Annotated in this window: 12 protein-coding genes; 5 read left to right on the top strand and 7 right to left on the bottom strand. The window is 44.6% G+C overall.

Going from position 1 to position 23,985, the window contains the following annotated elements:
- Positions 1–110: 110 nt before the first annotated feature.
- The 3 genes from U0033_RS18850 to U0033_RS18840 all read left to right on the top strand — a co-directional run bounded on the left by U0033_RS18850 (position 111) and on the right by U0033_RS18840 (position 7,995).
- Entirely contained in the window at positions 111–2,885 is a 2,775-nt protein-coding gene (locus U0033_RS18850) for a TonB-dependent receptor (RefSeq protein WP_072364251.1), read from the top strand.
- Positions 2,886–2,923: 38 nt separating this feature from the next.
- Positions 2,924–4,330 carry a hypothetical protein gene (locus U0033_RS18845; RefSeq protein WP_072364250.1) on the top strand — a complete coding sequence of 469 codons (1,407 nt, stop codon included), beginning with the start codon at positions 2,924–2,926 and terminating at the stop codon, positions 4,328–4,330.
- A 422-nt stretch (positions 4,331–4,752) separates the two neighbouring features.
- Positions 4,753–7,995, top strand: a complete 3,243-nt coding sequence (locus tag U0033_RS18840) for a TonB-dependent receptor (RefSeq protein WP_072364249.1) — start codon at positions 4,753–4,755, stop codon at positions 7,993–7,995.
- Between the two features lie 1,191 nt (positions 7,996–9,186).
- On the opposite strand, the gene U0033_RS18835 is transcribed toward U0033_RS18840, so the two are convergent.
- The 5 genes from U0033_RS18835 to U0033_RS18815 all read right to left on the bottom strand — a co-directional run bounded on the left by U0033_RS18835 (position 9,187) and on the right by U0033_RS18815 (position 13,536).
- Complete coding sequence (locus U0033_RS18835; protein ID WP_072364248.1) at positions 9,187–9,576, bottom strand: DUF1398 domain-containing protein; 390 nt, start codon at positions 9,574–9,576, stop codon at positions 9,187–9,189.
- 562 nt (positions 9,577–10,138) lie between these two features.
- Positions 10,139–10,540, bottom strand: a complete 402-nt coding sequence (locus tag U0033_RS18830; RefSeq protein WP_072364247.1) for a hypothetical protein — start codon at positions 10,538–10,540, stop codon at positions 10,139–10,141.
- A gap of 270 nt (positions 10,541–10,810) precedes the next feature.
- Positions 10,811–11,125, bottom strand: coding sequence for a YHS domain-containing protein (locus U0033_RS18825; protein ID WP_072364246.1), 315 nt, complete (start codon positions 11,123–11,125; stop codon positions 10,811–10,813).
- A gap of 6 nt (positions 11,126–11,131) precedes the next feature.
- Positions 11,132–11,350, bottom strand: coding sequence for a hypothetical protein (locus U0033_RS18820; RefSeq protein ID WP_143150881.1), 219 nt, complete (start codon positions 11,348–11,350; stop codon positions 11,132–11,134).
- A 128-nt stretch (positions 11,351–11,478) separates the two neighbouring features.
- Positions 11,479–13,536 carry a M13 family metallopeptidase gene (locus U0033_RS18815; protein ID WP_072364244.1) on the bottom strand — a complete coding sequence of 686 codons (2,058 nt, stop codon included), beginning with the start codon at positions 13,534–13,536 and terminating at the stop codon, positions 11,479–11,481.
- A 132-nt stretch (positions 13,537–13,668) separates the two neighbouring features.
- Between U0033_RS18815 and U0033_RS18810 the strand changes: the two genes are divergently transcribed.
- Both U0033_RS18810 and U0033_RS18805 read left to right on the top strand, forming a co-directional pair.
- On the top strand, positions 13,669–14,172 hold the full coding sequence (locus U0033_RS18810) for a hypothetical protein (RefSeq protein WP_072364243.1): 504 nt from the start codon (positions 13,669–13,671) through the stop codon (positions 14,170–14,172).
- Between the two features lie 18 nt (positions 14,173–14,190).
- The gene (locus U0033_RS18805) at positions 14,191–15,450 is read left to right on the top strand and encodes a replication-associated recombination protein A (protein WP_072364242.1); all 1,260 of its coding nucleotides are present in this window, start codon (positions 14,191–14,193) and stop codon (positions 15,448–15,450) included.
- Positions 15,451–15,509: 59 nt separating this feature from the next.
- Here the strand turns inward: U0033_RS18805 and pbpC are convergent, their stop codons facing one another.
- Positions 15,510–17,876, bottom strand: a complete 2,367-nt coding sequence (pbpC, locus tag U0033_RS18800; RefSeq protein WP_072364241.1) for a penicillin-binding protein 1C — start codon at positions 17,874–17,876, stop codon at positions 15,510–15,512.
- Between the two features lie 73 nt (positions 17,877–17,949).
- Positions 17,950–23,526, bottom strand: a complete 5,577-nt coding sequence (locus U0033_RS18795) for an alpha-2-macroglobulin family protein (protein WP_072364240.1) — start codon at positions 23,524–23,526, stop codon at positions 17,950–17,952.
- Positions 23,527–23,985: the final 459 nt, after the last annotated feature.

The raw sequence follows: 23,985 nt of genomic DNA, 5'->3' as shown, positions 1-23,985 counted from the left end.
CCCTCTACTTTTGCTTTACTATCAATCTATCTAACGAACGAACTAATTCTACTGTGAAGCAACTTTTTGAGTCCGCACTCGCGTGTGTATGCCTACTTTTTTGCATTGTCATGCCATCTTTTGCCTTCGATAATGGAAGAATTACTGGTAAGGTAACTGACCAGAAAACGGGGGAACCTTTAATCGGCGTTACTGTATTAATCCAGGGAACATCACATGGTACTGTGACTGATGTAACGGGGAACTATACACTGAATGCTGCCCCGGGTACTTACACGCTCGAATTCAAATACATGGGCTATCAGACCAAAGCAATCACCGAAGTGATTGTGAAGGGTAGTGGTGCCACCAGCCTGCCTGTGATCATGGACGAACCTACTTCTAAAAACCTTTCAGAAGTGGTGATCAAAGGCTCTTTCAAACAGGAAACAATCAACGCATTATATACATTACAGAAAAACAACGCCGCAGTATCTGACGGTATCTCTGCTGATGTAATTAAGAAATCGCCTGACCGCAGTACCGGTGAAGTATTAAAACGTGTGAGCGGCACCACTATCCAGGATAATAAGTTCGTCATCGTACGTGGTCTAAGCGACCGTTACAACGTAGCACTGGTAGATAATGCAGTGCTGCCAAGTACAGAACCTAACCGTAAAGCATTCTCCTTCGATATTATTCCCGCAAATATGATCGACAACATTGTCATCACTAAATCTGCTACACCTGAATTACCTGGTGACTTTGCTGGTGGTGTGATCAATGTGCAAACCAAAGAAATTCCTGAACAAAGATTCTTCGATATCTCCTTAGGTACCGGCTTCAATACCGTTTCTACTTTCCAGCCTTTTAAAACCGGATATAAGACAAGCACTGATATCTTAGGTTTTGATAATGGTGGCCGTCAGCTGCCGGCAGCCTTCCCTTCTTCTGTGGCAATTAAGAATGGTCAGCTGAACCAGGAACAGGTACGTGCAGCTGAGAAATCGCTTAACAATGATTTCCGCGTAAGAGAACGTAATGGTGCACCCTCCATTAACCTGCAGGGAAGCTGGGGGAACCACTGGGATACAAAGAAACATGGTAGCCTGGGTGTGATTGCAGGTGTGACCTATTCACACAATGAAACAGTAGCGAAAGACATGACCAGGCACTATGACAATTTCGATTACACTGACAATGTATATAAATATTCTTCTAACCTGGGTGCTGTAGCTAATGTTGGGTACACAAGCGGCAAAAGCAAACTGGTTTGGAGAAACATCTACAACAAAATCTTCGATGATAATTTCCTGTACAGAACAGGTGATAACATTGGTAGCTCCAAGTATGTGAACTACTACGCCTTTGACCTGATTCAGAAATCACTCTTCAAAACATCTGTAGAAGGTGATCACCAGGTAGGACAAGGGCAGAGCAGGATCAACTGGTTAGTGTCTTACAACAAGGTTACCAACAATCAGCCTGACCAGCGTAAAGTATCTTACGGCAGGGCCATTGACGATGCGACTGCACCAATGATAGCAGAAATTGGTTCTGTCGGTAAAGCCAACAGCAGGCTGTTCTCCGATCTGGATGAAAATATTTATATCGCGAACGCAAATTATACACATCCTTTCCGCTTCCTTGACAACAAGAGCAACTTCAAAGCAGGTGTAGCAGGACAATATCGTTCCAGAGATTTTCATGCACGTTATATCGGTATGAAAAGGGATCCGATCAAAGATGGTAGTGAGAATTTAGCACAGCGCCCTATCGGTACCCTGTTTGGGAACGATGTAATTGACCAGGATTTTTATCTGCTGGATGATATCACTGCTACAGCTGATGAATACAGGGCAACTACACTGACTACTGCAGGATATGCACAACTCGACAACCGTTTGTCTGACAAGATCCGTATCGTATGGGGTGTACGTGTTGAATCCTTCAACATGCAGCTGAAATCGCCAATTAATAATGCAGCTGTAAACCTGGATAACAACTGGTTGGATGTACTGCCTTCAGCAAATATTACTTATTCACTGAATGAACGTTCCAATCTGCGTGGTTCTTATTACAGAACAGTAGCAAGACCAGAACTGCGCGAGATTGCGCCTTTAGCCTATTACGATTATGAGATGTCTTCTCTCATCAATGGTAATATCAATCTGAAACGCAGCCAGATCGATAATGCGGACCTGCGTTATGAGATCTTCCCTGCAGCAGGTGAAGTTGTATCAGGATCTGTGTTCTACAAGTATTTCAATAATCCGATAGAAAGCAGGGTCACATCTTCCGGCCTGAGTCAGTATGATGTAACACCTTATAACTACCCGAATGCATACAACATCGGAGCAGAAGTAGAAGTAAGAAAGAAACTGGGATTCATTGCACCGCATAGCTTCCTGGACAATGTAACTTTCTATGCGAATGTAGCCTATATCAAATCTATAGTATCTGACAATACAACCACTACTGCGAAAGACAGACCATTATCCGGTCAATCTAACTATGTAGTGAATACAAGCCTTGGTTATTCATTGCCTGATGATAAGGTAAGTTTCAACCTCCTGTACAACAGGATCGGTCAGCGCCTGTACCTGGTAGGTGAGGGTGGTGGTGCAGATGGTTCCGGCAGACTTGGTAACATCTATGAAAGCCCAAGAGACCTGCTGGATTTCCAGGCTAACCTGAATGTGAGCAAGCGTAGCGGATTCCGCCTCAACATCAAAGACCTGTTAAACGCACGTTACCAGTTCTACTATGATCAGAACGGTAACAACAAATTCGATCATCCTGTATACAAAAAAGGAAGCATCAATTCCGGCGAAGACTACCTGTTACAGCAGTATCGCCCTGGCACCTCATTCACATTGACTTTTACATATCATTTATCAAAGTAGATTAAATTTTTCTGAACCTAAATTCAATTCGACAATCCATGAAAAGGTATCTTTTAGGCTTGCTGGTAGTGGCATCTTTTGGGGCAATGACCTCTTGTAGTAAAGATGATAAAGGATCTACACCTACGACAGATTCTGCGCGCGTAACACTCTCTGGTGATATCACTACAAACATGACTTTATCCGCTAACAAAAAATACTTCCTGAAAGGGTTTGTATATATAAAGAGCGGTGCAACCCTGACCATTGAACCAGGTACAATTATCACTGGTGACAGGGTTTCCAATGGTACCCTGGTGGTTACCCGTGGTGGCAAAATCAATGCTACAGGTACTGTAGATAAACCAATTATTTTTACATCTGCACAGCCAGCTGGCTCACGCAGAGAAGGTGACTGGGGTGGTATTATCCTGCTGGGTAAAGCACCGGTCAACGCAAATGGTGGTGAAGCCAAGATCGAAGGTGGTCTGGTCGCTACTAACGGTGGCGATGAAAAACAATATATCTATTATGGCGGTACTGATGCTGCTGACAACTCTGGTACACTGAAATATGTACGTATCGAGTTCGCCGGTGTAGCTTACTCTCCTGATAACGAAATTAACGGCCTGACTATGGGCGGTGTTGGTAGTGGTACTACTATCAGCTACGTACAGGTATACCGTTCCGGTGATGATTCTTTCGAATGGTTCGGTGGTACTGTAAACTGTGATCACCTGATCGCTACTTACTCATGGGATGATGATTTCGATACTGACAATGGTTTCTCTGGCCGTGTACAATTCGGACTGTCTCAGCGTTACAGAACAATTGCTGACCAATCCGGTTCTAACGGTTTTGAGTCTGATAACGATGCAACTGGTTCTACCAATGCTCCTCAGACTAAAGCAGTTTTCTCTAACATGACAATCGTAGGCCCTGCTGGTACCGGTTCTGTAGACGCCAGCTTCCAGCATGGTGTGCAGATTCGTCGTAACTCTTCAATGAGCCTGTATAACTCACTGATCATTGGTTTCCCTATCGGGTTCTACCTGGATGACAGCAAAGTAGTTTCTCACAAAACGTCTGCTAACGCTTCAGAAGGTACGCTGGTATTCTCTCACAACATCATCGCCGGTAGCACTACATCTGCCACCAAGAGCGAGTGGGCTACAGCTGATGCTACTGCATATGGTGCATGGTGGGCTACTACAAATACTACCATCCTGCCTAATACTACAGATGTACTGCTGGAAAATCCTTATCAGTTCTCTGCTGGTGTTTCTTCCACTAACATTGGTACACCTAGCTTCCTGCTGAAAACAGGTTCTCCTGCACTGGGTGCAGCTGATTTCACTAAGCTGACCACTGGTTTCACTGCAGTTACTTATGTTGGTGCATTTGATGGTACTAACGACTGGACTAAGACCTGGACGACTGCAGGTGCAGAAAAGACAGCTTATTAATAGCTATACATACATATAACAAAAAGGCTTTAGCTGAATGCTAAAGCCTTTTTGTTTTAGCAAAGCCGTTTGTTTTTTTGAGTCGTTTCCCGCATCCATGGCTTTTTCTCTTGTGAAAATTTTAACAGCTATCAGAGATAAAGTTAATATTAGCGTAACACTCGCTTAACATTGAGCCTTTATTTTTGAACATATTGCGAACTAAGAGAATACCTATTGCGAACTAACAAATTCTTTTTATCCGCACCTGTATAATGGCTTGCCATTCATGCTAACTTTAAATTATTTTCTCACATATTATCATCGAATTCATTCGTAATTCGTTGGTACATACTGCTACATGCGCTCGTTAACATTAATTTAATATTGTGTTAACACACGCGTAATGTTGTCGGAATAGGTTTGCGTCAAATTTAACAGACGTGAATAAGATTTACTCTTCAGTAATTTTTTTATTTAGTATCCTTGTACTTGCTGCAACCAACGTAGAGGCGCAGATCACTACATCCACACTTACAGGTAAAGTAGTAAGCGCGAAGGGTGAACCTTTGCCAGGTGTAACTGTACTTGCTATAAATACTGGTACCGGAACTAAATATGGTGGACAAACGAATGCCGAGGGCCGTTACCTCATCAACAACCTGAATCCTGGTGGTCCTTATACCATCACCGTTTCCTTCATCGGATTTAAGAAGGAAGAAAGATCTGATATCAACTTATCTCTCGGTAGCGTAACCTTCAACTTCCAGCTCCGCGATGAATCTACTGCACTGAGTGAAGTAGTAGTAAAAGGAAATAACACCGGTAAACCAGGTGGTTTCCGTGTAGGCCAGAACGCGTTGAAGACATTGCCTTCCCTGAACCGTAGCTTCCAGGACTTTACCCGTGGTACCCCACAAAGTAATAACAACTCCTTCCTGGGTTCTAACTTCCGTTATAACAACGTAACCCTGGATGGTGCTATCAATAACGATGCTATCGGCTTTAGCCCTTCACTGGGTGGTCAGACTAACAGCTCCGGACAGCCTGGTAGCTCTACCCGTACTAACCCGGTTTCTCTGGATGCCGTGCAGGATATCCAGGTATACCTGGCTCCTTACGATGTGAAGATTGGTAACTTCCTGGGTGGTAGTATCAATGCGGTAACACGTAGTGGTACAAACGAAGTACATGCTTCCATTTACGCTTTTGGTCGTAATGCATCTATGATTGGTAAGAACAATGCAGGTGATGGTTCTAAAGAACCTTCCAGCTTCCATGAATATCAGACAGGTGTTCGTGTTGGTTTCCCAATCATCAAAGACAAATTGTTCTTCTTTACCAACGAAGAGATCACCCGTCGTCAGGATCCTGTGATCCTCGCTGCTGGTTCTTCTGACATGACTTTGCTGACTGCAGATCAGGCACAACAGATTGCTGACCACATGGCAGCACTGGATGTGGATAAAACTGGTAAATATAACGCCGGTACTTACGGTAACTATAATATCTATTCCAACTCTACTAAGTTCTTTAACCGTTTAGACTGGAACATCAACGACAAGCATCAGCTGTCTATCCGTAACAATACCATCCTCTCCGAGGCTACTAACCTGGAGCGTGACCAGCAGAACTTCCGTTTCAGCGGTATTGACTACAAACAAACCAATAACCAGACATCTACTGTGGCTGAGTTGAAAAGCCATTTCAACAACACGGTATCCAACAGTTTGATACTGGGTTACAGCAGCATTCATGACTATCGTGATCCACTGTCTGATCCTTCACTGCCTCAGATCCAGATCGCGAGCAATGGTGGTACCATCTTCTTAGGAACTGACCGTGAAGCTGCCATCTTCAACATGAAACAAAAGACCTTTGAATTCACCGATAACGTGAATATCTTCAAAGGAAGACATAACATCAACATCGGTACACACAACGAGTTTTACAACATCACTTATGGTTTCGTAAACTCCTGGAACGGCCGTGTTGACTATAGCAGCGTTGCTAATTTCCTGGCTGATAAGCCTAGCCGTGTACGTGGTAACTTCAACTACACTGATAACTCACGTGATTATATCATGGCTAACCCACCAGCAGCGTTCAAGATCAACCTTTACTCCCTGTATGCACAGGATGAGATCCAGGTAACTGATCGTTTCAAACTGACTCCTGGTATCCGTTTAGATTATACCAGCCTGCCTAACAAGCAACCGCTGAGTGATAAAACAACTGGTTCTCCTACCGACGCAAATTACGGTACTACCTATACATATACTAAGCCAAGCGATATAAAGAATAAGTACCTGAATAATGTACAGATCTCTCCCCGCTTAGGTTTCAACTTCGACATCAATGGTGACCAGAGCCTGATACTGCGTGGTGGTACTGGTATCTTCACCGGTCGTATTCCTTTTGCATGGTTAGGTTATGCTTACTACAACAATGGTGTAACTTATGGTGCATATGATAAGAAGTTTGGTTACACAAGTGCTGCTGATGCACCTGCTGCGGGTTCTAATCCTGTAAAGGTGGGCAACCAGGGTGCTGCACAATTCGTAACTGCCCAGGGTGTAGATGTACATGATGCAAAAGGTGCTACACAGGTGGATATGATCGATAATAACTTTAAGATGCCATCTATGTGGAGAAGCAGCTTAGCGTTAGATTATTCTACTTCTAACCAATGGCGTTTCACAGTTGAAGCTATCTATACCAAGACTATCAATGACCTGAAATTCCAGCAGGTAAACCTGGTTGATAATCCATATTATCTGCCATATGATACTAAACACCAGCAGCCTATTTATACTGGTGCTAAGATCAACTCTAAGTATACAAACGCTTACCTGTTGTCAAATACTAAACAGGGTTATCGTTACAGCATTACAGGTTCTGCTAACAAGACATGGAAGTTTGGTCTGAATGCAAGTGTAGCATATACTTACGGTCAGTCTAAAGATATCACGAATGGTATCCGTAACTCAATGGAGTCTAACTGGCAGCTGAACCAGGCGCTGAATCCTAACAATCCAGGTCTGGCTTATTCTAACTTTGATATTCGTCATCGCGTAGTTGCAACAGCATCTTACAAGGTTGACTGGACAAAGCAGAATCGTTGGGTAGCTAACTTCGCAGTGTTTTTCAATACATCTTCTGGTGTTCCTTTCACATATGGTTTTGTAAACAGCACCATCCAGGGTACACCACAGCAGGTGAGCCTGGTGTATATTCCAAAGGATCAGACAGAAGCACGTTCATTCTTTACAGCAGCTAATGAGTCACTGGCGGATGCGTTCTGGGCTTATGTGGAGGGCGATAAGTATCTGAAGACACGTAAGGGTGAGTTTACAGAGCGTAATGGTGGTCGTACACCATGGAATACTTCTGCTGACTTCCGTTTCACGCAGGATTTTAATTTCAAGAGTGGAAAGACCCTGCATACGATTTCACTTACTTATGATATCGTAAATGTGACGAACCTGATTAATAAGAATTGGGGTGTTCAGTATTTCTCTCCAAACACGTTCAACTCAATGGCGAGTGTAGGTTTGAAGACGGCTACTGCGGGTACTGCAAGTACGAATCCGGTGTATACATGGTCTAATCCTGGTACACCTTATTCAAAAGATTTCTTTGCGAGCAGACATCAGATGCAGTTAGGTTTGAGGTATAGTTTCTAGTTAGATAAAGTATGTAAAAGTCGAAGGGCGTATCGTGAGATACGCCCTTTTTTGTTTGAAAGATGGATATGACTTTCTACAAAATGATACAAAAAGAATGGCCGCTATTTTGTTTCAATGCAAAGTTATGATAAGGTTGTTTACAATGCGTGTGCAAAACTTTTTTTAAAAAGATTGTCGAAATGTGAGGTTTAAAGTGAGTAGCAAAATTATGTTTTAATTATTCAGGTAGTGTGATTGAAATGCTTGTCAATAAAGGATTTGGTAGGAGTTGTTAAGACAAAAAATACATGTATTTGATCGGTGAATTTGAAAGCATGTCGTATAGTTATTTATGATAGATTTGTAATAATGACTACTAATCAGCGCTATTAATTGATTCGTAATAGCGGCTATATAAACGCCTTATAGGCTGCCTGTCAACGGAGGCGGCTAAATAAAAAGCCGTACTTATATGGTGAAAAATAAGAAACCTTCCAGGGTTTCTAGTAGCTCCCTGGAAGGCATCACGAAAGTGGTGGATGTAATCACAAAACTGGCGGCTTTGTGGAAATTATTTCACTAGCCTAAGAAATGTCCGGGTGTTAGTAGCGCCCGGATATTTTTATTAATTCAAATTTACGACATTTTACCAATCCCAAACCGTTCTCATATCGCTTTTCAAAAATAACCGTTCCTCTATTCTCTCTCTGATACGTTCATTTTTTTTGAAGAAAGTACTGGTAATATATGTATCAAAAATGTATTAATATTTCTATTCTAGTCTTTGAATTCTCAATTAGTAAACCCTCTTCTGTAGATGGTTATGGGGGAATGATGACGATCTTGTAACCGTCATTTTGATCGGTGAATTTGAAAGCATGTCGTATAGTTATTTACGATAGATTTGTAGCAATGACTACGAATCAGTGCTATTGAAGTAGCGATTAATAGCTAGTGTTGAGGATCGCTGTGGTTAGCCGCCTTGCGGCTTTCTCTGCGGTGAGGCGGCTGACAAAACAGCCGACAAAACAACATGAGAGAAAATAGAAAACCGTCAAGGTTTTTAGTAACCCTTGACGGTCTCACCAAATTGGTCGAGTTCGCTCTAAAACTAATAGCACTCTGGAAATTTTTTTCTGAGCTGCTCTCAAAGTCAGGTGTTCGTAGCACCTGGCTTTTTAGTTTATACACAAATATAAATCATTTTCTTTATTCCGGTATCCTCTCCTCCACCATCATCACCCCGCTCACATCAAAATATACACACGTCATCTCCCCCATACTCACCACCCACTTCTTCACCCCATTCTCCGCACACATCCTGCAAAACCCCATATAATCACTCTTCCCTTCCTGATGCTCCCTCAATCCCCTCCTGAATCCTTCCACATTACTCATTTTTTCCACCTCCAAAAAATCATACTTTTCCTCGGAAATAACCGTCTCCCCATTCTCAGTCCAATACTCCGTATGTCCATCTGATACATACGTCTCATACCTCACTATTCCTAAGCCCTTCAAATCCCTGATATATTGAGGGAAATCCACTCCCGATCTTACCTTTGCATGCGCATTTTTTATCTCCTGTATTGTAACCATTTTTATTAGTATTTATAAAAAGATCCGCTATACTGAAACCCAATCACCATACTTGTAGAAGGAAAAACTGTATACTGCCCAGCCGGTGTATTCTCAGCGATCACATAATATTTAATATAAGGAGCAAGGGCTGCTATTGGGGAAACCTTGTCAAATCTCATATATGTCGCTACTACTAATTGTTAATACCTTGGTAATCCTCTGGTAACACTGTCATAATATTAACTACCGACCTTCAGGTTAATAATCTGAACGTAAGCGTAGATTTTCATAAGCTGTTTAACTGACCGTCCCGGGAATTATCCCGGGATGTTTTTTTAAGAATCCGGGATGGGCTTTTTCAAAAAAACAGCCTCGCCTTTTTCTGAAAAAGAAGAAACTCATTTTTAAAAAGCAGCTTCATATGATAAGGAAGGCACTCATCTTAAAAAGCAGTTTTATATAAAAAGGAAGATACTCATCTTAAAAAATACAGCTTCATTATAATCAGCCTATTTAAAAAAGAAAGAGCCTCACTGTTGATGAAGCCCCAATTATTTTCTATTTAATACAAAGACCTAAATTAATCCACCCTCACAAATCGCCTGCTCGTATACCCTTTATTCACCGCTTTCAACCAATCATCCACCCGTATCGTTGAATCACTGATTCTCTCCACCTCCAGGTACTGTGACAAGGAATCCGTACTAATAATCAACTTCACTTTATTCCCATCTGCTATCACCTTATAAATCCCTTTCGTCCTCCACGCCTTCGTAGCATACACCACTCCCCCATTCCCATCAAAAGAATAGGTCGAAGAATCCGCGCCACTTACCGACTGCCAGGTAGTATCAGGCAGCTTCATACTGGCGGCCAGTTCCCAGGAACCGGTCACATCTATGGAAGGCGTTGCCTCCGTATCGTTTTTCTCACAGCTGCAGAATAACATGAGGAGCAGCAGCCACGTAAATATAGATCTCATGCGCACATATTTGTATGATCAATTAGAACGCGAAATACTATAAGAAGTTACATCAGGTTGGAGACGAAAAAAGGCGGTTGGTCGATTCTGAAATGTTAAAGCCTGATTGACAATCAGTGCGTTATGCTAAGTAATGCTTATGTACTTCAAAGGATTGGACCACTCCAGACGAGCAGGCATCCCATGATCTTCAAAAGGGGCTTATGACACCTCTCTCCGCCGGAAATAATCCCAACGTTACTAATACCAGATAATGATATATCCTGGATCTTACAGACCCAGCTTAGCTGCAAATTTCTCCGGATTCTTATCGAATACACGCTTACACGTTGGAGAACAAAAATGCACCGTATCTTTCTTATAAACGCTAAATTCATGGAACATAGTATCATAAGGCATGCCACATACCGGATCACCCAGTTTCCCGGCTATCGGCTGTAAAGCTGTCGTATCCTCAGTTGTCTGAGTGACAGAACTCATCGCAGAGTCTGCCTTTGCGGCAGCTTTCTCAGTGGAATGTTGATTGCAGGCCGCAAATGCACCTGCTGCTATAGTAGCAAATACTATGTAAAGCGTCTTTTTCATCAAATGTTAGTTTTCTTTAATTAAGCGCAACACTAATATGCGGAAGTAAAGCTTTATCACCATCGCCAGTACAAAACTGCCCATGATAGCGGCTGAAAAAATTAAACCTTTGGCAGTCAGCGCCAGATCAGCAAAAGCAGGAAGGAAAGGTACGGCAAGTACGATCAATGCTAAGATGAAAATGTTGCGTAATTCCGTGCGGTATTGTCTGATAATGCCTGTCATATCGATCTTTTTTACATCTGGTGAAAGGATACTCAAAATTACAAAAAAAAAGCATTGACAGTATCCCCTAAAAACAAAACGCTTTTGCCCGCAGGCAAAAGCGTTTTTAAACTCATTCACAGTTCATCTTACCAGATCACTACTCTCGCAGTATCCGCCAATGTCATTTTACCACCAGTACAACCCCACGCATCATTAAATTCTTTCAGGTGTGCTAACGGACCATCAATACGGCTGCTGGCCGGAGAGTGAGGATCTGTCTGTACCTGGTTGCGCAATGCAGCTTCAGTACTGTTGCCATGCCAAACCTGCGCCCAACCCAGGAAGAAACGCTGCTGCCAGGTAAAGCCATCGATCTTCGCTGGCGCTGGTTTACCTTTCAGTGATTTCTCCAGTGCATGGTAAGCCAGTGTCAGACCACCCAGATCCGCAATGTTCTCACCAATTGTCAGCGCACCATTAATATGGAAACCTGGCAGTACCTCAATACCATTGAAGAAATGGATATACCTGTTCGCCAATGCCATGAAGTTCTTACGATCTGCAGGTGTCCACCAATTTGACAGGTTACCCTCTGCATCAAATTGTGAACCCTGGTCATCAAAGCCATGGGTAAATTCATGTCCGATCACCGCAATGATACCACCATAGTTGATCGCATCATCAGCATTCGCATTGAAAAAAGGAGGTTGCAGGATACCAGCCGGGAATACCACCTCGTTGTTCAGCGGGTTGTAATACGCGTTCACGGTTTGCGGTGTCATTTCCCAATCTGATTTATCCACAGGTTTCCCGATCTTATCGATCTCTTCCTTGTGTTTGTAATTGGTTGCAGAAATAACATTCTCGATCAGGGTACCTGGTTTCACATCAATGCTGGAATAATCTTTCCACTTATCAGGATAACCGATCTTATAGGTAAATGATTTCAGCTTTTTGTGCGCCATTTCTTTGGTGGCTGGACTCATCCATTTCAGGCTGTCGATCCTTTCACCATATACGGCACGTACATTTTCGATCATTTCAGATACCTTCTGCTTGGAGCTTTCAGGGAAATATTGTTTTACGAACAGTTTACCCAGCGGATAGCCCATCGTTGCATCTGTAGCGCGAATAGAGCGCTCCAGGCGAGGTTTCTGAGCCTTTGTTCCACGCATTACAGTTGCGAAGAAATGGAAGTTCTCGTTGTCGATCGCCTTTGGCAGGAGACCTGCAAAGTGAGACAGCGTCTGCCAGCGTGCATATGTTTTCAGGGTTTCCAGCGGTGTTGCTTTTACCAGTTTCGCTGAATTGGTGACATATGCCTTGTTCTCCAGGATAATGGTATCGGTTTTCACCTGCTGTACTTCAGCATAACCATCCCAGTTAAATTCCGGCGCCAGTTTTTTCAGTTCAGCAAAAGCCACCTTATTATATGTAGCTACCGGATCACGCAGCTGTACGTTGGTCAGTTGCAGTTTTGCCAGTTTGGTTTCGAAGTCCAGGATCGTTTGACCTGGGTTTGCATCTTTGAAACCTGCCTGTGAGAATTGTTTATCCACATGCTTTACGAATTCGTCACGTACAGTTTTGGTAGCGCTGTCAGTTCTTTCGTAATAGCTCTTTTCGCCGAGGCTGAGACCGCCCTGGTTTTCATACACAGCGTTCATTTTGCTGTTACGTGAGTCAGCGCCGATGTAGAAACCGGCTACAGTGCTGATGCCCAGGTTCTGGAGTTCACCGGATACTTTTACCCAGTCTTCCACAGTTTTGATGGCGTTAATCTTATCCAGGTAAGGTTGTAACGGGGTGATACCCAGTTTTTCGATGGTAACAGTATCATAGAATGAACGGTAAAAATCGGAGATCTGCTGCTCTTCTGTACCTTTTTTCAGGTTTGTTTTGCTGGCCAGATCCAGGATGATGCCTTTCAGCCTGATTTCTTTGTTCTGTTTATCAAGAACATTGAAAGCTCCCCAACGGCTTTCTGTAGAAGGAACGGGATTGTTTTTCTTCCAGTTGCCGTTTACAAACTGGTCGAAATCGTCGCAGGGTTTTACAGTACTGTCAATGGAACTCACGTCAAACGCGGGAATTTTTGATGTGTCCTTGCTTGTCCCCGCCTGCTCTGTTGTAGTGCTGTTGTTGCAGGCAGACCAGGAGATGGCAGCCAACAACGATAGTTGTAAAGCGTAAATGCTCTTCATAAAATAAACAGGTTTAGTATTTAAAGATAGCTAAATCAAGGATTGCGAAAGAAATGGATTTTTACAGACGGCGGTTTTTATCTTGCTAATAGGAAGATTTAGTAGGTTTGTACCTCGATAAACCGGAGATCAATGACTTTTAAGTTTAAATTATTCAGAGGACTGACTGCAATTAACCTTATGTTCTCGACCTTTTTCCTCATGGGGCTCATCATTGTGCTGTTCACCACGGGGAGCATTCAGGTGCTTTCATTTGGAATCTTATTAGGAGCAATTTTAATTCATGCTATATTATCACTCCATCTGCAAAAAGCACTGTTAGATAGTAATATGGTATTGAAAGAAAGCACCCCAGGGGGTATTCGGATCATAGGCGGTATCTGCCTCTTTGTAGGTGGATATATGGTGCTGTCCGGCTTATCCCTGTTTATGATGCTCAAAACTGGTAACCTGGGACCACTGGAAGAGGTGATGAAACAATTCCCGGATGATCAGCGGGCCACCATGACAGCAATGCTGAAACCTATGTCCTTTTTCTTCATCATTGTTGGAGCAGTAATTGTAACGAACGTAATGCTCTCCTACACTTTCCTGAAGCAATACAAGAACAGGCAGGACGAGGATCCTTTATTTTAATTCCTTCAAATCTTTTAAATGGAACCATTAGCAGAGCGGTTACGGCCTCAGACACTGGATGAGCTGGTGGGACAAGAACACCTGACCGGAAAAGATAGCATCTTACGTAAAGCCCTGCAACAGGGGAAGATTCCCTCCATGATCCTGTGGGGCCCTCCCGGTGTAGGTAAAACGACGATTGCCAACATCATTGCACATACCCTGGAAGTACCCTTTTATACCCTCAGCGCCATTGCTGCTGGTGTAAAGGAGGTGCGCGAAGTGATCGAGATCGCACGCAGACAAGGGTATGCTGTATTGTTTATTGATGAAATTCATCGTTTTAATAAAAGTCAGCAGGATGCCTTGCTGGGTGCAGTGGAAAAAGGGATCATCACCCTGATCGGTGCAACGACGGAAAATCCCAGTTTTGAAGTGAATGCGGCCCTGCTGAGCAGAAGCCAGGTATATGTACTCAAACCATTGAGTGAAGAACAGCTGTTACAGCTGCTGCATCAGGCGATGGAAAAGGATGAGTGGTTAGGGAGTCGCCAGATAGAACTGAAAGAAACCCGTGCCCTGTTCAATATTTCCGGTGGTGATGCCCGCAAATTGCTGAACTTATTTGAGCTGGTGGTGAATACCCTGCAACAGGAATCGCCTATCGTGATCACGGATCAGAAGGTGATGGACATTGCACAACAACGGGTAGCTATCTACGATAAGACCGGCGAACAACATTACGATATCATCTCTGCTTTTATTAAATCTATCAGGGGGAGTGATCCGAACGCAGCCGTATATTATCTCGCAAGGATGATAGAAGGAGGAGAAGATGTGAAGTTCATTGCAAGGAGATTGCTCATCTCTGCTTCTGAAGATATCGGTAATGCGAATCCCAATGCATTGTTATTAGCTACGAGTTGTTTCCAGGCGGTGACGATGATCGGGTATCCGGAAGCGAGGATTATCTTATCTCAGTGTACCACTTACCTGGCTGCTTCTGCGAAGAGTAATGCATCTTACATGGCAATAAATAATGCCTTGTCTGTAGTGAATAAAACAGGAGACCTGCCGGTGCCGATGAATATCAGGAATGCGCCTACGAAGATGATGAAGGAAATGGGGTACAACAAAGGATATGAATACTCTCATGATTATGAAGGGAGTTTTTCTCCGCAGGAGTACCTGCCGGAGCAGATCAAAGGCATGAAGCTGTATGATCCGGGGAAGAACCCGAGAGAAGATGAGTTGAGGAAACACCTGAGAAGCTTGTGGAAAGAAAAATATGGATATTAATAAAACAGCCGGTTCAATTTAAGAACCGGCTGTTTTATGCTGAAGAAATGGAGAAGTAGTTATCGTTCTTTCTCTTTCGCTAAGATTTCAAAAGGTACATGTATTTCAGCCCCTGTTTCATCGACCAATGTCAGTATATGCTTACCCGCCACCGGATGCAATGCCATCTGGTGAAACTCTTCCGTAGTACCAATGAAATTATTATCCAGGTGCCAGAAGATCTTTGCTTTTGTATCCCTGTGAGTGGCTGTAAACACTGCCTCTCCCGGAGTACCATCTATCTCTATCGGCACATAAATACGTGCATTGGGTCTTGGATAGATCACCTCCATCGTCGGCTTATCTGCTGATAGTGTTGCGATACAATCAGGTCTGTAAGGAGGTAATGCCGCATAGTTATGTTTGGTCCGATAATAAAACTCCATAGCTGGTGGCAATACAAACCAGGGAACATGCTGCATCAGTGACGGTGATTCACAATTCGCTGTGACACGGTATTGTCCTGTATGATCAAGGTGTATTAACTGGTGATAAGGACACACCCCTGAACGCAGGCCATTCACCGGTACCCACAGCGAATCCTTGTCAGGACAAAGTTCACTGGCCCTGTAGCCACTCAGCTTACATACCTCTACTTTTCGCAGTTTATTATAAGGTGTAGTAAACCAGCCACTGGTATGCAATAACCTGAAGATGTCGAACATTACCGGGGCCGCAGTCGCTACGCCTATTAAACCGGGTCTGCCTTCACCATCTGCATTCCCTACCCATACACCTACTACATATTGGGGCGTAACACCTATGGCCCATCCATCTCTGAAACCAAAACTGGTACCTGTTTTCCAGGCTATTCTTTGTGAGGAAGAAAACTGTTGCCAGAGCATTTCTTCGCCCGGTCTCATCACTTCTTCCATTGCCTGGAATGTATACCAGATAGCGCCTGCATCTAATACACCATAATCTGCCGGTGAATATTGTGAAGGTCTTCTGAAATCATGGATATAGTTAGGTGCATGGATATCATCCGCATCATACTTTCCATCGTACTGATCCAGGTGCAATAAGGTACGCGCCATGCTTGCATACATCCCTGACATCTCCCAGAGATTCGTTTCACCACCACCCAAAATCAAGGATAATCCATAATGATCTGCAGGTTGTTTCAGTGTTGTGATGCCCATTTTCTTCAGCAATGCATGAAAACGTTCATAACGATATTGTTGTAGCATACGCACAGCCGGAATATTCAGTGATCTCGCCAGTGCCCTGCTGGCAGGTACTGCGCCATCATAGCCCAGGTCAAAGTTTTGTGGTGTATACCCTGCTATTTGTGTTGGAATATCAGGCACTAAACTATGTGGTAATAACATGCCATCTGTCATCATCGCTGCATATAACACCGGTTTCAAAGTACTTCCCGGGCTACGCGGACTTTGAATAATATCCACATGGCTTTCCATTTCTGCATCTTCAGGATGATAAATGTTACCCACATAGGCCAATGTATTGCCCGTCTCCACATCTAATACTATCGCTGCTGCGTTGTTGATGCCATTGGATTTATAAATATTGTGATAGCGTTCTACAATGTTTGTAACGTTCCTTTGCAGATCGCCTTCCAGCGTGGTTTTGATGCGGGTGGTACCTGAATGGTAATCTTTACGGAACCTGTCTAACAAATGAGGGGCATCCTGTGGTAAGGCCTGTGGCTGATCAGGCAAAGGCTCTAATTTAGAGAGTGCACAGGTAACGCTGTCAATTGTTTTATTCTTCCAAAGCCTGTTTAAAAGCTGGTTTCTTTTAGTCAATAATGTTTGCCTGTTACGACCAGGATGTACCAATGCCGGGCTGTTTGGTAATACTGCCAGGGCAGCTGTTTCACCCCATGAAAGTTGTTCGGCACCACGTCCGTAATAACGCCAGGATGCGGCTTCCAGCCCAACAACGTTGCCGCCGAAAGGAGCGTTGCCGGCATATAACTGTAAGATGCTTTTTTTAGAATAGGAGAACTCAAGACGTGTCGCCTGTACGGCTTCAATCATCTTCTGAAAGATGGTACGGGGTTTATTGCGCGAGATGCGGATCACCTGCATAGAGAGTGTACTACCTCCGCTGATCACAGTACGATGTTGTATGTTTTGTTTAATGGCACGAAGGAGCGCAATGATATCCACACCCCAGTGGTAATTGAAACGCTTGTCTTCGTAGGCAATAATACATCTGGCAAACTTTTCGGGAACAGGTTTGTCAACAGGGAAACGCCATTGCCCATCGGTGGCAATGGTGGCGCTCAGCAGCCTGCCATTACTGTCTTCTATGACAAAGGACGTAGGGTCCGTAAATAAACGGGAGGGGAGACAAAAAATATAAATTATCAGTAGGATGGCAGCAACAGTCAGCCACCATTTTCTTTTACGCAACCACATAACATTGTTTTCAGAAAAAACCTCGCTTCCGCCGCAGCAGAAGCGAGGTCTCGCAAAAATAGGTAAGAATTGTTTACTTAGTACTTATATCCACCCATTTACCTGGCAGGAAGGCATGTATGGTATTATCATACATCGCCTCACAATTCACAGCCGGCAGGTAATAATGTCCTAAATAAGCAGCATTCAGCAACACATTGTAGGTATGTGTCTTATTCTCTTCAAGATTGAAATAAGTATACACCCTGTCATCACGCACATCCATATAAGTGAATGGTGAATTACGGAAGGCGCTATCGCTTTCCATCAGGCGGGTATTGATCACCTCCCATCCACTCGGGAAGATCTGTGTCAATGCCATCTGCTCATAATATCCGCGTTTACCCGGATTTGAGATCTTCACTGTCGCCATAAAGTCTGTACCCTGACGCAGGTTTGTTACATCCAGCGCATGACCATCACGGGTGCTGTAAGTAACTGTAATGCCCAGTACTTCAGGATTGTTAGGCACGGTAGGCTCCTGCCCTGCATCCGGACGACCCTGTAAGATCAGTCTTGCATAGAGGATATTGCCTCCTGTGTTCTGTACACTTACATTACCTCCTGCATTGGTTACAACAGGGATCTGGGTAATATAAGAAGTAGCAGATATGGTAGTAGCCTTGCCATTCAGCCTGTAAGTGAAGGTTGCTTTCGCACCACTCTTATTCACACCACAATACTTAGCGATGGCAATCAGGGTATAGGCAGTAGTCTGTGTGCTGTAGTAATCATCTTTCGACATATCAGCAGCCAGTTCTTTCACCAGTACATTGGCTCGTGCCTGCTGACCAAGGATTGTGAGTGTTTCCAGGATCATGGCCTTATCACGGGTATCAGAGCCAAAGGTGCCACCTAATTGTTTATAAGGTTTTACACTTGTTGGTAAGCTCCTCACCAGGGAAGCCGCTACTTCTGGCTGACCTGCCAGTTTGTAAGCTGCTGCCAGTCTCCATTTTGCTGCATCAGAAAGGTATGCGAATTCTTTCAGCCTGTTCATTGCACCCAGCTCAGGTACTTTTGCAAGTGCCAGCAGGTACAAACGATAAGCCTGTGTCAGGTCGCCACCATAGAAATTAGTACTGCGTGGTGTCCATGAAGCTGCTTTATTACGCTGGTATTTCTTCCATTGCTCCAGCATGCTGGCAGGCAGTTCATAACCCCTGGATTGTGCTTCCAGCAGGAAGTGACCAGCATAGTTAGTACCCCATTCATCTGCTTCAGCATTGCCCGGCCAGTAAGCCAAACCTCCATCAGAAGTCTGGAAGCCTTTCAGCCTGTTGATGGCTGCTTTCACATTATGATCTGCGTTTGCAGCTTCACTGCTCTTCAGGTCTACCAGCTGGTTCAATACCAGTTGAGGGAAGGCAGCGGAAGTCGTTTGTTCTACACAACCATGTGGATATTGTACCAGGTAACCCAGTCGTTTTGCCAGGTTCATAGGTGGCACGGTAGAGATTTCCAATACACCGGTATTGGTACCTGCCATACCTGCTGGTTTGTATTCAGCACTCCAGCTTTGACCTCCTGCTACAGTTGCATCCTGCACCGTAGTGATCACCGGGTTTGGATTTCGTACTTCCAGTTCCGTTTGTTCTTCTGCTTTCGCAGCACCGCTGGTAGCTGTTACCTTTACTTTGGCTACACCTACAGCTGGTTTCACTTTCACATCGAAGTATACTATTTGTTCCCCCGGTTGATTGAAGGTAACAGTTTTGGTATTTTCACCTACTACTTCCAGCAGTGAGCTGGTAGCCAGTGTAACTCTTGCAGATTTGATATTGTTTTCCAAACCAAACACGGTCACCGGCAATTGTATGGTCTCAGAAGGACCTAATACACGCGGTAGTGTAGTGAGCAGCATCAGTGGTTTTTTCACAGCCACTGCTTTTTCAGCAGTACCGTAAGCACCATCCTGACCCGCTACTACCATGGCTTTCACGGAACCAATGTATGGAGGCAGTTTGAATTCATGGGTTTTCTTTTCACCACCTTTCAGGGTGAATGGCCCCATATATAATACAACTGGTTTGAAGCGGTTTGCTTTTGCGGCACCTGCATTTCTGTTCAGCCCTTCGTCACCACCGATACTGAGAATACGTTCCATATCGCCACCATAAGCACCGATTACATAGTCGAAGATATCCCAGGTTTTTACACCCAGTGCTTCTCTTGCATAGAAGGCGCTATGTGGATCAGGCGTTTTGAAGCGGGTCAGATCCAGGAGACCTTCATCAACAATGGCGATGGTGTAGGTCATGGATTTGCCTTTGGCTTCGGATACGGTGATGCTTGCTTTTTGCTCAGGCTCCAGTTTGTCGGCCATGGTGATCACCGGACTTAAGATGGTGTTCGCATCTTCGATAGTCAGTGGTATTATCCCATACATACGGATAGGCAGGTCGTTCGCTGTTTGTGCATGTGGCTGCAGTAAGCTAACGTTTACGTATATATTTGGTGCCATGGATTTGTCAGCCTTGAAGCTAAAGGTGGTCTGGCCTTTCCTGGTATTTACCCAGAAGGATTTCAGCACCTTGCTGCCGGATTCAATGCTGATGAGGCCGCGGCCACCTTCGCTGCTTGGGATAGTGAGGTTGATGTCTTCACCTACATTGTACTTACTCTTATCAGAAGTGAATACGAGCATAGAGGCTTCTGAAGGATTCTCTTTCTGCACTCTTTCATACCAGCCCGGGTAGTCGATGTATACCGCTTTACCGGTGGTATGGCCACTTTTCAGGTCTTTTACTCTTACGAGGTAGCGACCCCATTCAGGAGAGTTGACCTGCAGATCCCAGCTACCTTTACCATTATTCAGGGCAATGGTTTCTTTCTTCAGCAATTGGTTGTAACTATCCTGTGTGAAGTTGGTAAATTCATTTTCACCATCTTCATCCCACCACCAGCGCCAGCGCACTTTGTAAAGCTCTACCTGTACACTGCTGGAGCCATGCACCAGGTTACCATTGTTATCCACATTTACGATGCTGATGGAATGTGGTTTATCGGTGAGCAGCATGCCTGTGGTACGATCACCTTCCGGCATACGGATGCCCGCATACGTAGAGAATGGATTGTAAGGCATGGAGAAGTGGTCGATACTGAAATCGCCACCTGGCTCAAATACTTTTATTTCGAAATTAGCCTTCAGCTGACCCGGAGCGAGTTTGCCAAGGGGCAGATTCACTTTCACAGGGGCAGTACCGTTTTCACTCAGGGCGCTTTCGAAGATGGTTTTGTCTTCCGCGTCGAAGTGGGTAACGGGGTCATCGAAGGTGTAATTAGCAAAGTTTTTAAAGCTGGTAGTTTGTTGTGTGAGTGACACGTCTACTTTCGCTTTCAGGTGCTGGGCGGTAGCGCCGAACAGCCATTGAGCGCTCAGGGTACCTTCGGAGGCATCGTCTTTGGAAAGGGTAGTTCTGCTACCGAAGTCCAGTTTTACTTTCAGCCTGTTAGGCTTCACCGTTTCGATGCGCAGGTTTTTAGTAAAGAGGGCACCGCCTACTTTCACTTTCGCCGTCCAGTTACCTGTGATGTCATCAGGGCTGGTAGCGGTGATAAAGTTGTAGAAGCCGTTTACAGACTGCAGGGAGTTGATCCTTTTGTACAGTTGTCCTTTCGGGTTGTACAGTTCCAGGGTTACCGGGTGATCAGGTGGCAGTTTCTGCTGTTTATCTTCGAGGATGAAGGTCAGGTACAGAGTATCGCCTGGGCGCCATACACCACGTTCCCCGTAGAGGAAGCCTTTGATACCGCTTTGTACTTCTTCACCTTTCACGTCGAAGCGGCTCAGGGGCAGGGAGTTGCCATCATCCAGTTTCAGGTAGCCTCGTTCATCACCTTTTTTAGCGATCAGCAGGTATGGTCTGCGTTTCAGGTCGAAGTTTGCAAGACCATCGCCATCGCTTTTCGTTTTGAAAATCACCTGGTTCTGGTAGTCGAGCAGTTCGAGTTCTACGCCCATCAGCGGTTTGGTATCGCGGATGTCAGTAACGGCAATGAGCATACTATTGTCATTACCTCTCTTGGCAGTAAGACCGATGTTGGAAGAGAAAACGTTGCGGGAAGCCCATTTATCTTTGTTATAATAAGAGTTAGAGCAGGCATCGTCGCGGGTTTCCCAATTGTAACCGTATGGGTAGTAGCTATCGTAGCGAGACCAGAAGTCATCGTCTTCGTCGATTTTTTCGCCGTAGCTATCGCCATAGTATTCTTCTTCGGATTGATCTTCCACCTTTTGGGTATCGTCTACTTTGGCAGCACAGCCCATGAGGGAGTATGCTTTGCGGAAGCCGATGGTCACGCGGTAGATGGCACCTGGTTCTGTACGGAGTAGTTTGTCCAGATCCAGGTAGAAGCGGTTACGTTTATGGAGATTGAGTGATTTATCGGTATCGAGGCGAATGGTTTTTTCTACCACGGGGCGGCCTACACGGCGCAGGTCCTGGGTACCATTCAGGTCATTCCTTTGCAGGTATTGAGGAATGTTGTTTTCGTAAATCTTGATGATGGTCACATCGACGGCGCTGAGGTTGACAGCTTCGAAGGGGAAGACCAGTTTATTGCTTTCCGGGAGGATCACCCCTTTGCCGGGGATGGATACGGAAGGCAGGATATTTTCGAAATCGATGTTGGCAGAGAAGCTTTGCAGCAGTTTGTCGTCGAAGCTATTGAGGATCCCTTCGTTGATGACAACGGAGAAGCTCCCTTCCAGGCGTTTAGGCGCGAATACTTTTACTTCGCTGCCTTCGATGGTATAGCGCAGGTCGCTGATGCCGCTGATGCCGATAAGGCCATCGAGGTTCTGGGCTATGCTGACAGGGTCGGAGAATTGTACAAGGACATATTGTTCCGGATCAACGATCGCTTTTACATCGAGGACTTTGAATTCACCGATGGCTGGTACTTCGATTTGTTTTTTACCGGCGGTTTCCACTTTGATAGGAGCGCCGTCCCAGGTGAGGTCGATGTTGTATCCCTCAGCACCACGGGTAATATTTTCGATGGTGAATTTAGAAGTGCGCTCGGCGGCATTGTGTTCCCATTTGATAGGGAAGGATTTGCTGCCGGCTTTCGCGGTCACGATCTTTTCGATCTGCTGTGGGTCTTCAGCGTCAGCGGTAATGATGGCGCCGGTGTAGACCATTTTTTCCCGCGATGTGGTGCTGGCGGATTTAAGTCCATGGTCTTCGATTTCGTACGATGGGCTCATAATACGGAATTCGAAGTCGAAGGAGCGGAGATCTTTCTCGACCTTGAGGACTTTCCCCAGGTTAAAAGTGGCGGTGTAGGTTTTGCCGGGCGTCAGGTTGGCATCCGGGCGAAACTCGATGGTGGTGGCGTCTACCCAATAGGCTTTACCCTTGATGGAGGGGCTGAAGTCGAAGAGTTCCTCGCTGACAGGCTCATTTTGGGTATGAGTGACGTTTACGTTGCTGGTGAGCTGAACCCTGACGGTGCTTTGCTTGGAAATTACACCGGCGGTATAGGCATCGATGTATTTTGCCAGGGCAGGGTTCATTGCTTTTCTGGATTGTTTGCAAGCTGTAAAACATGACAATAACAGACAGAAAATACCAGTAAGGATGGCAATGTTTCTTTTGGGATGCATTTGAATATGCTGGTTTAAGATATAAAGGTATGTTAAAATATATTTTAAAAATTAATATGGTAGAGCCGGGGTTGGGTTAAATCCGTTTATGAACATGTACAGGTTGCATTTGTTGTCCTCCCCTTTTCCAGTTTTTTTGGCCTTTCCCCTTTCCAGCCTTTTGGTGTTTAGCATTTGCTTTGGGCAACTGACTTACATCTCAGGCTATTTGTTTTCCCTTTTGGCTTTTTTCAGCCTTAGGATCTTCGGCTATAGGGCTACGAAGATGGGATGTCGGGTCCATGAATTTGCACAATGTATCAACGACATGAATGACCGACCCAGACAAGGCTGGTCAAAGATAAGGTCTTATTGCTAAAATTCCCTTTTGTTTGATTGGGGAGGCATTGAAATGCACTGCTGCCGGCTTGTGTTTCAATTGTTTTCGTAGGGGCGGGTGATGAATATCATTGGACTGAG

It is taken from the genome of Chitinophaga sancti, from assembly GCF_034424315.1.
Classification (GTDB): Bacteria; Bacteroidota; Bacteroidia; order Chitinophagales; family Chitinophagaceae; genus Chitinophaga; species Chitinophaga sancti.
This window is presented reverse-complemented; position numbering and strand designations above follow the sequence as displayed.

Excerpts from the sequence above, each read along its gene's own strand:
- U0033_RS18835 (WP_072364248.1), bottom strand. The coding sequence starts at position 9,576 with ATGGTTACAATACAGGAGATAAAAAATGCGCATGCAAAGGTAAGATCG.
- U0033_RS18795 (WP_072364240.1), bottom strand. The coding sequence starts at position 23,526 with ATGCATCCCAAAAGAAACATTGCCATCCTTACTGGTATTTTCTGTCTG.
- U0033_RS18815 (WP_072364244.1), bottom strand. The coding sequence starts at position 13,536 with ATGAAGAGCATTTACGCTTTACAACTATCGTTGTTGGCTGCCATCTCC.
- U0033_RS18830 (WP_072364247.1), bottom strand. The coding sequence starts at position 10,540 with ATGAGATCTATATTTACGTGGCTGCTGCTCCTCATGTTATTCTGCAGC.
- U0033_RS18805 (WP_072364242.1), top strand. The coding sequence starts at position 14,191 with ATGGAACCATTAGCAGAGCGGTTACGGCCTCAGACACTGGATGAGCTG.
- U0033_RS18810 (WP_072364243.1), top strand. The coding sequence starts at position 13,669 with ATGACTTTTAAGTTTAAATTATTCAGAGGACTGACTGCAATTAACCTT.
- U0033_RS18820 (WP_143150881.1), bottom strand. The coding sequence starts at position 11,350 with ATGACAGGCATTATCAGACAATACCGCACGGAATTACGCAACATTTTC.
- U0033_RS18845 (WP_072364250.1), top strand. The coding sequence starts at position 2,924 with ATGAAAAGGTATCTTTTAGGCTTGCTGGTAGTGGCATCTTTTGGGGCA.
- U0033_RS18825 (WP_072364246.1), bottom strand. The coding sequence starts at position 11,125 with ATGAAAAAGACGCTTTACATAGTATTTGCTACTATAGCAGCAGGTGCA.
- U0033_RS18850 (WP_072364251.1), top strand. The coding sequence starts at position 111 with ATGCCATCTTTTGCCTTCGATAATGGAAGAATTACTGGTAAGGTAACT.
- pbpC (WP_072364241.1), bottom strand. The coding sequence starts at position 17,876 with ATGTGGTTGCGTAAAAGAAAATGGTGGCTGACTGTTGCTGCCATCCTA.